The 12,189-nt window shown below is 63.2% G+C and carries 14 protein-coding genes; 4 read left to right on the top strand and 10 right to left on the bottom strand.

Translation table 11 applies throughout. The annotated features are described in order from the left end of the window. Positions 1-303 precede the first annotated feature (303 nt). The 3 genes from AC1Q67_RS06835 to AC1Q67_RS06825 are packed head-to-tail and all read left to right on the top strand — an operon-like array spanning position 304 to position 2,970. The gene (locus tag AC1Q67_RS06835) at positions 304-840 is read left to right on the top strand and encodes a MarR family winged helix-turn-helix transcriptional regulator (protein ID WP_051358583.1); all 537 of its coding nucleotides are present in this window, start codon (positions 304-306) and stop codon (positions 838-840) included. Then, positions 837-1,562, top strand: a complete 726-nt coding sequence (locus AC1Q67_RS06830; RefSeq protein ID WP_024577729.1) for a response regulator — start codon at positions 837-839, stop codon at positions 1,560-1,562. Before AC1Q67_RS06835 ends, AC1Q67_RS06830 begins: the two co-directional genes overlap by 4 nt. Before the next feature lie 19 nt (positions 1,563-1,581). Beyond that, positions 1,582-2,970 (top strand): ATP-binding protein, encoded by a 1,389-nt coding sequence (locus tag AC1Q67_RS06825; protein ID WP_492234726.1) that lies wholly within the window; start codon positions 1,582-1,584, stop codon positions 2,968-2,970. A 120-nt stretch (positions 2,971-3,090) separates the two neighbouring features. Here AC1Q67_RS06825 and proC read toward each other — a convergent pair whose 3' ends face one another. The 8 genes from proC to lgt form a co-directional block, all read right to left on the bottom strand. Next, positions 3,091-3,927: a pyrroline-5-carboxylate reductase gene (gene proC, locus AC1Q67_RS06820; protein ID WP_492234728.1), complete on the bottom strand. Its 837-nt coding sequence runs from the start codon at positions 3,925-3,927 to the stop codon at positions 3,091-3,093. Positions 3,928-4,097: 170 nt separating this feature from the next. Then, on the bottom strand, positions 4,098-4,598 hold the full coding sequence (locus AC1Q67_RS06815) for a type III secretion system chaperone family protein (RefSeq protein ID WP_492234730.1): 501 nt from the start codon (positions 4,596-4,598) through the stop codon (positions 4,098-4,100). Positions 4,599-5,014: 416 nt separating this feature from the next. Continuing rightward, on the bottom strand, positions 5,015-5,968 hold the full coding sequence (locus tag AC1Q67_RS06810; RefSeq protein WP_024577733.1) for a ribose-phosphate pyrophosphokinase: 954 nt from the start codon (positions 5,966-5,968) through the stop codon (positions 5,015-5,017). Between the two features lie 173 nt (positions 5,969-6,141). Continuing rightward, positions 6,142-6,759 carry a hypothetical protein gene (locus tag AC1Q67_RS06805; protein ID WP_492234732.1) on the bottom strand — a complete coding sequence of 206 codons (618 nt, stop codon included), beginning with the start codon at positions 6,757-6,759 and terminating at the stop codon, positions 6,142-6,144. Positions 6,760-6,923: 164 nt separating this feature from the next. After that, complete coding sequence (locus AC1Q67_RS06800; protein ID WP_492234733.1) at positions 6,924-7,853, bottom strand: MerR family transcriptional regulator; 930 nt, start codon at positions 7,851-7,853, stop codon at positions 6,924-6,926. A gap of 95 nt (positions 7,854-7,948) precedes the next feature. Next, positions 7,949-8,716, bottom strand: coding sequence for a peptidoglycan editing factor PgeF (gene pgeF, locus AC1Q67_RS06795; protein ID WP_492234734.1), 768 nt, complete (start codon positions 8,714-8,716; stop codon positions 7,949-7,951). Then, positions 8,713-9,822: a class I SAM-dependent methyltransferase gene (locus tag AC1Q67_RS06790; protein ID WP_492234735.1), complete on the bottom strand. Its 1,110-nt coding sequence runs from the start codon at positions 9,820-9,822 to the stop codon at positions 8,713-8,715. Before AC1Q67_RS06790 ends, pgeF begins: the two co-directional genes overlap by 4 nt. 51 nt (positions 9,823-9,873) lie before the next feature. After that, the gene (lgt, locus tag AC1Q67_RS06785; protein WP_492234736.1) at positions 9,874-10,722 is read right to left on the bottom strand and encodes a prolipoprotein diacylglyceryl transferase; all 849 of its coding nucleotides are present in this window, start codon (positions 10,720-10,722) and stop codon (positions 9,874-9,876) included. A 181-nt stretch (positions 10,723-10,903) separates the two neighbouring features. Between lgt and AC1Q67_RS06780 the strand changes: the two genes are divergently transcribed. After that, positions 10,904-11,167, top strand: coding sequence for an accessory factor UbiK family protein (locus AC1Q67_RS06780; RefSeq protein ID WP_024577739.1), 264 nt, complete (start codon positions 10,904-10,906; stop codon positions 11,165-11,167). Between the two features lie 11 nt (positions 11,168-11,178). Here AC1Q67_RS06780 and AC1Q67_RS06775 read toward each other — a convergent pair whose 3' ends face one another. After that, positions 11,179-11,559 (bottom strand): tautomerase family protein, encoded by a 381-nt coding sequence (locus AC1Q67_RS06775; RefSeq protein ID WP_492234737.1) that lies wholly within the window; start codon positions 11,557-11,559, stop codon positions 11,179-11,181. Between the two features lie 49 nt (positions 11,560-11,608). Next, positions 11,609-12,088 carry a MarR family winged helix-turn-helix transcriptional regulator gene (locus AC1Q67_RS06770; RefSeq protein WP_492234738.1) on the bottom strand — a complete coding sequence of 160 codons (480 nt, stop codon included), beginning with the start codon at positions 12,086-12,088 and terminating at the stop codon, positions 11,609-11,611. Positions 12,089-12,189: the final 101 nt, after the last annotated feature.

The raw sequence follows: 12,189 nt of genomic DNA, 5'->3' as shown, positions 1-12,189 counted from the left end.
CTCCCGGCTCTTGATTGCAGTCCACGCGGCGGCGGGCTGGTTGGTTCAGGTCTTGGACCAGGCCCCGCCGGCCCGAGGGCCGGTTTCCGCTTTGGCGGAAGGCGCGAAGTCCAGTATGTTTGCCGAAATGCCGCTCGACAATCGCACGTTGAAAGAAATTGCGTCCTGGACCTGTCGCCACTGCAGGCGTCTCTGCGAACTTAAGGACCAAGGATGAGCGGCGAAACGAACTAATATTTCGTCGTCATCGCCGTTTTTGTAACATTGAGACCTATATACGTCAATATGGCTGACATAAAATTTATGAAGACAGGAGCTCATACCCCTGACGTCGCCGCCGGTTCCACCGTACCGGGGGGTGGTTCTTTGCGCTGGGACATCATCGAGCTGCTGTTTTTTGCCTACCGGGACTTCGTCGGCGATGCCGATCACGTGCTGGAAGAGTTCGGTTTCGGCCGCGCCCATCACCGGGTGGTGCATTTCGTGACCCGCTATCCGGGTTTGAAAGTCGCCGATCTGCTCGACGTGCTGCGGATCACCAAGCAGTCGCTCGGTCGCGTTCTGAAGCAGTTGCTCGACGAGGGCTATATCGTCCAGAAGGCCGGCGACAACGACCGGCGGCAGCGTCTTCTTTTCGCCACGGCGAAGGGCGAGGCCCTTGTGGCGAAGCTTGCGGGATTGCAGACCGCACGCATCACGCGGGCGCTTGAAGCGATCGGGCCGGAAAGCGCCGACACCGTGCGGCGGTTTTTGCTGGGCATGATCGACCACACCGATCCCGACAAGGTGCTGGAGGAAATTCTCCGAGGCAGCCGCCAGACGGCGAAGGATTCAAGGTGACAGCGATCTCGATACAGGAGCGAACCGGCCGCCAGCCGGCCGATGACGCGCCGCATCTGCTGCTGGTGGACGACGACCGCCGCATCCGCGATCTGCTGTCACGCTTTCTGGCCGGCGAGGGCTATCGCGTCACCACGGCCATGAGCGCCGCCGACGCGCGCGCCAAGCTGAGCGGGCTGCATTTCGATCTCCTGATCCTCGATGTGATGATGCCGGGCGAAACCGGTTTCGATCTCGCGCGCTCGATCCGCACCTCCTCGGCGGTGCCGATCATCATGCTCACTGCACGGCACGAGGCCGAGAGCCGCATCGAAGGTTTGCAGATCGGCGCCGACGACTATGTCGCCAAACCGTTCGAGCCGCGCGAACTGGTGCTGCGGATTGCCAACATTCTCAAGCGCGCCGCGCCGGCGGTTGCGCCTGCGATCGAGTCGGTCGCGTTCGGGCCCTACGTCTATCATCTCGAGCGGGGCGAATTGCGGGATGGCGACAAGGTCATCCATCTCACCGACCGCGAACGCGACATGCTGCGTATTCTCAGCGCGACGCCGGGCGAGACCGTGCCGCGCGGGGCGCTGACCGGTGGCGACGGTTCGGTCAACGAGCGCGCGGTGGACGTCCAGATCAACCGGCTGCGGCGCAAGATCGAGCGCGATCCGGCCAATCCGCTGTTCCTGCAGGCGGTGCGTGGCATCGGCTATCGTCTCGTGGCATCGCCGTGACCGGACCGGGCGCGTTGTTATGAGTACGCTCGACACAGGTCTCACGCTCATTCGTACCGCGTCGCGTCGCGTGTCACGCGCCAGCGAATGGCTGGGCCGCTGGTTCAAGGAGCTGATGCCGAAGGGGCTCTATGCCCGCGCGCTGCTGATCATCATCGTGCCGATGGTGATCCTGCAATCGGTGGTCGCCTTCGTATTCATGGAGCGGCACTGGAATACGGTGACGCGGCGTCTGTCCGCCGCCGTGGTGCAGGACATCTCCGCGCTGATCGACGTCTACCGGACCTATCCGCAGGACAAGGACCGCACGCAGATCAAGCGCATCGCGCAGCAGCGGCTTGGGCTGGTGGTGGATTTTCTTCCCGTCAATGACATGCCGGCGCCAGGACCGAAGCCGTTCTTCTCGCTGCTCGACCAGACGTTGTCGGTGCAGCTCAGCCGCCAGATCGCCCGCCCGTTCTGGATCGACACCGTCGGGCGTTCGTCGCTGGTGGAAATCCGCATCAAGCTCGACGACACGGTGATGCGGATCTTCGCGCAACGCAGCGCGGCCTATGCTTCGAATTCGGAAATCTTCATCTTCTGGATGCTGGGCACGTCCTCGATCCTGCTGATCGTGGCGGTGCTGTTCCTGCGCAACCAGATCAAGCCGATCCTGCGGCTGGCGGATGCCGCGGAAAGCTTCGGCAAGGGCCGCGAGGTGCCGGACTTCCGTCCGCGCGGCGCGCGCGAGGTTCGCCGGGCCGCTTATGCCTTCCTTGAGATGAAATCGCGCGTCGAGCGCAGTATCGAACAGCGCACCGCGATGCTGGCCGGCGTCAGCCACGATCTGCGCACCATCCTGACGCGTTTCAAGCTGGAAATGGCGCTGATCGGCGACAGCCCGGAAGTCGAGGGCATGCGCAAGGACGTCGACGAGATGAGCGGCATGCTGGAGGCGTATCTGTCCTTCGCGCGCGGCGACAGCGGTGAGCAGGCCCGGCCGACCGACATGGAGCAGGCGCTTGAGGAACTGCGTAGCGACGCCGAGCGCCACGGCCACGCCGCGACCGTCGTGTTCCACGGCATGCCGGTCGTGATCGTGAAGCCCGCTGCGTTCAAGCGCTGCGTCGCGAACCTGGTGTCGAATGCAGGCCGTCATGCCAACGCAATTGCGATCACCGGTCATCGCGATCATCGCTATCTGACGGTGACGGTGGATGATGACGGTCCGGGCATTCCGCCGGAGATGCGCGAGGAAGTGTTCAAGCCGTTCCTGCGGCTCGACGATGCGCGCAATCAGGATGAGGGCGGCACCGGTCTCGGCCTTGCCATTGCGCGCGATATCGCGCGCTCCCATGGCGGCGACATCACGCTCGGTGACAGCCCGATGGGCGGCCTGCGCGCGACGGTGCGTGTGCCGGTGTAGCGCGTCATTGCGAGCGAAGCGAAGCAATCCAGAGCAATGGAAAATGGATTGCTTCGTCGCCATAGCGCGTCGAAGACGCGCGTAAACGCGCTAATGGCTCCTCGCAATGACGAAGAGCGATTACTTCGCCAGTTCTCTTGACCGCTTCGTCGCGGCGGCAATCGCGCGGGTCAGCAGCGGCTGGAATCCGTCTGCGCCCATCAGCACTTCAAGTGCGGCTGCTGTGGTGCCGCCGGGCGAGGTGACATTCTTGCGCAACGTAGCGCTGTCGAGATCCGACAAGCGCAGCAGCTCGCCGGAGCCTGACACGGTTGCCCGCGCCAGTGTTGTCGCCAGCGCTTCGGGGAGTCCGGCCGCGACGCCGGCGCGCGCGAGTTCTTCCGCGAGCAGGAACACATAAGCCGGACCCGAGCCGGACACGGCGGTGACGGCATCCATCAGCGCTTCGTCCTCGACCCATTCGACGCCGCCGGTGGCGCGCAGCAGCGCATCCGCGACAGCGCGCTGACCCGGTGTGACACCGTTGGCCGGGACCGCGACGGTGATGCCGCGTCCGATCGCAGCGGGTGTGTTGGGCATTGCGCGGATCACCTTGCCGCCGCAAACCTCGGTAAGCCCTGCAATGGTGGTTCCCGCCATGATCGAGACCACGAGGGTGGATGTGCCGACCAGCGGCCGCAGCTGCGGTCCGGCATCGCGAAACATCTGCGGCTTCACCGCAAGCACCAGCACGTCGGCGGTACCGATGTCCTTTGTCTCGGGATTGAGCCGCACGCCACGGGCAACAAAGGCGCGGGTGTCGTCCGACGGATATGGCTCGATGATGGTCACGCGTTTGGCGTCGAGTCCTCCGTCGAGCCAGCCGGACAGCATCGCGCCGCCCATCTTGCCCGCGCCCGCGAGCACGAGTGAGCCTGTGAAGTTCTTCAGCGCGTCGGAGGAAGTTGATGTTGCCATGGCTCAATCCACTCGGGTCGTCCCCGCGAAAGCGGGGACCCATAACCACAGAGTTCTATTGAATGAGCGGGGGCGCAACAAGCTGTCGCAGCGTGCGCGGATCGAAAGATAGGTCCCCGCTTTCGCGGGGACGACATCTCGGGTGTTGCGCGCCCTGGATGAAGTGAAGCCTACGCCTCGCCTGCGGTATCGAACATGGCGGCGCTCATGGCCTCCGCGGCGGTCTTGCCGGCCCAGACCACGAATTGCAGCGCCGGATAGTAGCGCTCGCAGGCGTGCAGCGCGCCTTCGAGCATCAGTTCGCACTGCGCCGGCGTGGCGGTCATGCCGCCTGGCAGGATCAGCGCCTGCCGGTACATGATCGATCCGGTGGTGAGCCAGACGTCGAAATGACCGATCCACAATTGCTCGTTGATCGCGGCGATCAGGCGCTGCACTTCGCCGCGCCGTGCCTCCGGAATTTTCATGTCGAACGTGCAGGCCAGATGCAGCGCATCGATGTCGCCCATCCAGGTGAAGGAGAGCTGATAATCGGTCCACTGTCCCTGCGTGAGAATGGTGATCTCGTCGTGGCCCGAGCGTTCGAACGACCAGTCGTTGGAGGACGCGATCTCCTCGACGACCGAAAGCGGGCTGCTCTGCGAATCCGTTATGATGTCCAGATGGGACATGCTGCCTTCACCCTCTGCTTGGTGTGGGATGTGAAACGCCTGAACGAAACGCAAAGAACGAGCGAGAACTGTCGCTGCAAGTTCTCCGTTTACGATCATGACAACCCGGCTTTCGGATCGTGCGCCGCAACGGCAACCTTGTGACAAGATTGATCGGTGATTTGCGCAAAGCGCGCAACGTCACCGCGAATCCCGTCCACAGGCAAAGGGCTAATTTGCTGTCTCTTCAACAGGCAAGCGCGAGATGTGGCGATGAACTGCGCTTGCGCGCCAATTCATGAGTCAGCGCATGAGTTTACGTCCGAATGACTCGTGTTCGGGCGTGAGAACAAAACGGAATCGGATTCGCGCGGCGCGAGTCGCGCGGAGTCATTGCGCGTGCGGGGCGAGAAAAAATATTTTTGAGATTGAGCCGTTCAGTCGAACAGGCTCGACACCGACTCTTCCGACGCGGTGCGGCCGATGGCTTCGGCGATCAGGGTCGCGACCGAGAGCACGCGGATGTTCGGCGCCTTGCGCACCGCATCAGTCGGCTGGATCGAGTCGGTGATGACCAGTTCCTTGAGCCGCGATGAGGTGACGCGTGCGACCGCGCCGCCCGACAGAACGCCATGGGTGAGATAGGCCGAGACTTCCTTGGCGCCGTACTTGAGCAGCGCGTCGGCGGCATTCACCAGCGTGCCGCCGGAATCGACGATGTCGTCGATCAGGATGCAGTTGTAGCCGGCGACATCGCCGATCACGTTCATGACTTCGGATTCACCGGCGCGTTCGCGGCGCTTGTCGACGATGGCCAGCGGCGCGTTGATCCGCTTGGCGAGGCCGCGTGCGCGGGCCACGCCGCCGACGTCCGGCGACACCACCATCACATTGGCGAGGTCGAACTTCTCCTTGATGTCGCGCACCATCAGCGGCGAGGCATAAAGGTTGTCGGTCGGGATATCGAAGAAGCCCTGGATCTGCCCGGCATGAAGATCGAGCGTCATCACGCGGTCGGCGCCGGCATGGGTGATCATGTTGGCCACCAGCTTGGCCGAAATCGGGGTGCGTCCGCCGGCTTTGCGGTCCTGTCGCGCGTAGCCGAAATAGGGGATCACGGCGGTGATGCGGCGCGCGGAGGCGCGGCGCAGCGCATCGGTGATGATGAGCAATTCCATCAGGTGGTCGTTGGTCGGAAACGACGTCGACTGGATAATGAAGACGTCGGAGCCGCGGACGTTTTCCTGAATCTCGACGAAGATTTCCATGTCGGCGAAGCGACGCACGCTCGCCTTGGTCAGCGGGACGCCGAGCACCGAGGAAATCTCGGCGGCCAATTCCGGGTTCGAATTGCCGGCCACCAGCTTGATGGAGCCATTCTTCGCTGAAATCGCAGCATCTCCTTTTGACGTGGGGGAAACGCTTTTCAACATATCAGCCGCTGCCTATGGAACCTGGGTGATCCAGCATTTTGCAGGCGCGTGATAACAAGGACAGAACAAGGCTGGCAATATAGCCCTTGGTGTTTTCCTGCAAAAACCCGCGTGCGGACAGGCCCGTATCCCTAATGGGCGCTGAAGGCCAGCGTTTGCATTCGTCCCGGGGCCGATTCAGGCCGATTCCCGTCGATCTGTGCGATCGCGGGACCCGATGTCCGGGGCGCGGCCGGGGCAGGGGAGTCCTGCGCCGGGGCGGTCCCGCTGATCAGCCCGTTGAGGCCGTTCAGCCCGGCGAGCGCGATTCGGCGCATCAGCTGGTCATCGGCGGTGGCCCAGGCGTCGCGGCCGCCCTTGCCGGCGGGCTCCTCGCCGCTGAGGCGAACGGCGCGTTCCTGATCCCGGTCGTAGACATCCCAGACCCAGGCGATGGTGGTCTTGCCGTGCCGGACCTGCGCCGACAGATAGCTGCGGACCCGGTAGGAGGCCTGCGCCTCGCGGGAGACGATGGTGAAACTGCGGGCGGTGGACTCGGTTTCCAGCGCGCGGACCAGCCGGTCGAACACCTGCGGCGGCGGGCCGTCCACGGATTCAAAAGCGACCGTAGGGCCGAAGCTTGCGGAGGATGCAACCGGTCCGGACCCATTGGTGGTGCAGGCGGCGGTCAGGCTCAACAGGGCCATCAGCAGCGATGTCCGCACAACCTGCGGCATCGCCCAAGTGATTGTTCGCCCTCTGAAATTCATGCCCGCCCCGATTTCTCGCCGGCAGGGTTGTGCCCTGCACGGCGAGGTTCGGTCCAGCGATATCGTTAATAAGCGTTAACGTCTAGGGCGGGCTGTGGGCAGGGTTTGCAATCGGCGACCATAGCTGCCGGCATTTGAGCCAAATCCGAATGGCGTGCGGATTGTCAGGCCAGGTGATGCTTCATGGCGTCGATGATCCAGGTCCACTCCCGGTTCGGGCTGGTCTGCGGCGGCTGGCCTTTCATGATTGCCACAAGCTCCCAGTAACGCACCGCGCGGGCGTCATGCGCGGCGTATCGTGTGCGCAGCCACGCCTTGTAATCGTCATCCGGCGCGCGGCCCATCACACGTGCGGAGGTTTCCAGCCACTCCTGCGCAAGCTCGCGGGCTCTTTCCGATTCCGGTCCAAACCCCTGCGCGATGGCGGCCTTTGCTTTCGCCACGAACGGATCGCCCGCGGCCTGCCAGGCGGAGAGATCGAAGTCGTTCTTGTTCCAGACTTCCTTCGCATTGGCGCGCATGGTGGCGACGAATTCCGGATCATCGAGGATTGCGGACAGTTCGATCCAGGCGTCGCACTGCTCGGGCGTCGGATTGTCCGGCAGTTCAGGCGTGCTGGCCTCGATCATCTGGCGCATCCATTCGGGATCGATGCGGACGTCCTGCGACACCTGGCTGTAGAAACGTTCGATCACGTTGCGGCGTTCAAGGCGGGACAGATTGGTCATGGTCCAGAATCTCCTCAGGTCTGCTTCGGTGAGTTCGGGGGAGCGGAGTGCGGCGCGCAGCGCGGATGCCACGCGGCGCTGCGAGGCGATCTCGGCCTCGAGTGCGCGAAGCCGCAGCTTCAGCGCGTCGGTCAGCGACAGTTCGTGCGACAGCACCTCGCGAATGGCGTCGAGGCCGACGCCAGCGTCGCGCAGGCAGCGAATAAGATCGAGACGGACGAGTTCCTCGTCAGTGAAGACGCGATAGCCGCTTTCGGTCCGCCCGGCGGGCGGCAACAATCCCTTGTCGGAATAGAAGCGCAGCCGGCGGACCGAAACGCCGCTCAGGCGTGCGGCCTCGCCAATGGTGTAGGTGCGATGTGTCATGGAAGCGTTGTGAGGCTTCCACCGGGTGGAGAGTCAAGGCCGTTCGCTGAAACAAATCCCGGTCACGACGTTCGATAATGTCGCAGGGGTGCGCGCTAGCCGTCCAGCACGATGGCGTGGATGTTGCGGCCGTAGTCCGGTTCCTTGCGGTGCGTCGTGCGGCGGTAGCTGAAGAACCGTTCATCTGCGTAGGTATCGACCCCGACATCGTCGATCATCAGGATGCCCGCGCGTTCCAGCCGCTGGCGGATATAGCCGGCGAGATCGAACATCGCGTGGTCCGCGCGCGTCGAGGGAATGAAGAAACGCGCGTTGCCGGGCGCGCCATCCGAAAAGCGCGCGACGAATTCCGCGCCGACCTCGTAGCTCTGCTGCCGGATCAGCGGGCCGATCGCGGCGATGATGTTTGCGCGCGATGCGTCGAGGCCTTCCATCGCGGCAATCGTGTTCTCAAGCACGCCGCCGATGGCGCCTTTCCAGCCGGAATGCGCTGCGCCGATCACGCGCTTGTCCGGATCGACAAACAGGATAGGCCCGCAGTCGGCGGCGGTGACGCCGAGCGCCAGTCCCGGCACGTTCGTCACCATCGCATCGGCCTTCGGTCGCGATGCTGTGTCCCACGGCGTGGTGGCAACCGCGACATCGGGCGAGTGAATCTGGAATACGGTGAGGAATTGCGGCGGCGTCACACCGAGGTGCTCGGCCATGCGCCGGCGGTTTTCGATGACATGCGCCGGATCGTCATGCGAGCCGATGCCGCCGTTGAGGCTCTCATAGATGCCTGCCGAGACGCCGCCCTCGCGCGAAAAGAACGCGTGGCGCAGACCCGGCACAGCCGACAACAGCGACGATGTGAAGGTCATGATTTCGTGTCCTGTTCGGACAGCGCGGCCAGTGTCTCGATCGCGGAATGCGAAATGCCGAGCACCTTGAACAACGAGCCCATGCCTTCCGGGCTCGGGCCGGTGAGGCGGGCCAGTCCTGCGGTGATCAGCTTCTGGCCGTCTTCGGTCGCGTTTTTCATCAGCGCCTGCGCGCGGGTTTCGATCCCGAGGCTTTTGAGGAAGACGCCCTGCTCGACCGGACCGTGGGCGCGTGCGCCGACATCCTCTGCGGCGCGGGCCAGCGCCTGAAAGTCCACATGCGCAGTCAGATCGGCGAGACCCGCGTTGCGCAGCGGGTTGGTGTAGTTGTGCCGAGCGACCGCCTGGAAGGTATCCCCGGCATCGCTGCGCAGATGGCCATAGTCCATGATCAGCGCGGCGCCGCCCTGATCGCGGAGCCGGCGCGCGATGGTCATGATCTCGTTGTCGGGCCGCCACTCGAAGATCGCGCCATTGGGCGCGGCGCGCACCAGCGGCGGCAGCAGCACCTCGAATCGCGGGATCGGGTCCTTGGCGATGCCGTAGGCGAGAATGTCGTCATCGATCTCGATGACGCGCTCATGCCATCCGGTGTCCTGCTTGACCGCCTGATGGACCGGCAGCGCATCGAAAAACTCGTTGGCGAGAATGATTGCGGGGCCTTCCGGAACGTCCTCGATCCGGTCGTACCATTCCACATAGGCCGCATCGGCCAGCCTCTCGCGCTGCCTGTCGCGCAGCCGCTCGCTGGCCTCGACCAGATGCACGGTGATCGCATCATGGAACGCCGGCAGAATCCGCACCGCGCGCAGCGCGTCCGCCATCATGGTGCCGCGGCCCGGTCCGAGTTCGATGAACTTGACCTCCTGCGGCATGCCCATCGCATTCCACACCGACGCCGCCCACAGTCCGACCAGTTCGCCGAACATCTGGCTGACTTCGGGCGCGGTGATGAAGTCGCCGTCGCGGCCGAGCGGATCGCGCTTGAGGTAGTAGCCGTATTCCGGATGCGTCAGGCAGATCTGCATATACCGCGACACCGGCATCGGGCCGTTCGCGGTGATCTGCTTTCTGATCAGGGTTTCCAGCGGCGAATAATCGGACACGGCGAACTTTCAAAAATCGGGAATCGCTAATTTAAATATGATCGTACGTTATTAAGCCGCTTTGGCCGCGCCGTCACCCGCCGTGCGCGGTCCGCGCCGCCATGCCGCGCCGACAAAGGCCAGGCCGGCAATGATCATCGGGACCGACAGGATCATGCCCATGGTCAGCCCGCCCCAAAGGAAGCCGAGCTGCGGATCGGGTTCGCGGAAAAACTCGCTGATGATGCGGGCCACGCCATAGAGCGCGGCGAATGCGCCGATGATCAGGCCGGGGCGCTTGAGCGCGCCGCCGCGGATCAGCAGCGCCAGGATGATGAAAAGGGCGATGCCTTCGAGTCCCGCTTCATAAAGCTGGCTTGGATGCCGCGGCAGCGGCCCGCCGTTCGGGAATACCATCGCCCACGGCACGCTGGCATCGGCGTGACGGCCCCACAGTTCGCTGTTGATGAAGTTCGCCAGACGTCCGAGCAGCAGGCCGATCGGGCCGACCGCGCAGGTCACGTCGCCCAGCGACAGCACGGAAATATTCCGCTTCCATCCGAACAGCAGCACTGCGATCACGCAGCCCATGAACCCGCCGTGGAACGACATGCCGCCGGTCCAGAGCTTGAAGATCTCGGCGGGATGCTGCGCGAAGAAGCCGAGATTGTAGAACAGCACATAGCCGGTGCGTCCGCCGAGGATGATGCCGAGCGTCACCCACAGGATGAAATCGTCGAAATCCGTGACCGTGAACGGCGCCTTGCCGCCCCACAGCCGTTCGCTGCGGATGATCCTGCGGGCATAGAGCCAGCCCAGCACGATGCCGCCGATATAGGCCAGCGCGTACCAGCGGATCGCAATCGGCCCGATGGCGATGGCGATGGGGTCGAAGACGGGGAACGCGATGGTCAGAAACATGGGCAGGCGATGTCCGGCGGGGCGCGAATCCTGACGTTGATTCCGCGAAATTTAGCCCCGGTTTGCGACAAGAATGCGCGTTTAACAATTCACGTGTTTCTTACATCTTGCGTCCCGGCAAGGCCATCACCATTGTCTGGGCACGTCAACTGCGGTAACCGGGGCCCTTCGGAGTGTGATGATGACCCAGACCAGCAACCGTTTCTTCGACGAGATCGCGCGCCTGATGAATGACGCCGCCGGGGCCGCCTCGGGCGTGAAGCGCGAGATTGAAACCGTCGTGCGCAGCCAGGCCGAGCGCATCCTGCGCGATCTCGATCTCGTCAAGCGTGAGGAATTCGAGGCGGTGAAGGATATGGCGCGCCTCGCACGCGAGGAAAACGAGGCGCTGAAGACGCGCATCGCCGCGCTGGAGAAGAAGCTCGGTCCCGTCGCCGAGACCTGAGGCTGAACGCGTCACGCGTATTGCGCGACGCCGTTGCCGAACGACCAGTTTTCCTTCGCGACTTCCACCAGATTGATGAACACGTCCTCGCGGCGGATGTTCAGTTGCATGTGCAGGTCGTCGGCGATGCGCCTGTAGAACGCCTTCTTCATGTCCAGCGTGCGTCCCCCGTTCAGCGTGACCTGGATGAAGACAATGTCCTTGCTGTATTCGATGCCAAGATAGTTTATCGGAAAATTCAGGTCTTCCGGTGCATGTTCGGTGATGACCTGAAACTTGTCATCCGCGGGAACGTTGATGGTTTCGATCATCGCCGTATAGATGATTTCGCCGATGGCCTTGCGATGTTCGGCCGGCTTTCCCTTCGCAAGATCGATACGCACGAACGGCATGAGGCTTATTCCTTATCTTGAACGATGAATCCGTGCCCGACGGGTGGAGTCAGGCTTTCTTGCGCGTTTTGCGCTCGACAACCGGCCCTTCCGGATCGGTTGCGCCAGAGAGCGCCTGAAGCTTTTCAAGTGTGTCGATCAGCGGATCGCCCTTGCGGGCGGCGAAGATTTCCTTGGCGGACCCAAGGATCTGGTCCTGTGCGACCTGCCAGCTTGATGTCGCGGTATCGATCTTCCTGCCGCCGGCGCTGCTCAGGCGGATCTTTTTCTCGCGGCCGTCGTCGGTGTTTTGAAAGCTGACCCAGCCGTTGGCCGCGAGAACTTTCACGTTCCGGGAAATGGTGGTGGTGTCGAGGACGACCTCTTCGGCGAGTTCGCTGAATGTCGCCGCGCCACCGAGGCGGCGCAGTGCACGCAGCAGCGAAAACTGGGTGATGCGGATGCCGTGATCCTTGAGCGCGGCATCATAGAGGCGCGTCAAGGCCCGCGAGGAACGGCGAAACTGGGTGCAGTAGCAATCGGTGAACATCGGCACAGCCTACGCGACATTAGATGCATATACAATAAATAAAGCTTGCATATGCATCTATATATTGTCACTTTCCGCGGGCGGAATGGATACTAAATAAA

Source organism: Afipia sp. GW823-FHT06G09, from assembly GCF_058794875.1.
The sequence above is the reverse complement of the archived record's forward strand: the minus strand, read 5'-3'. Positions and strand labels throughout refer to the sequence as shown.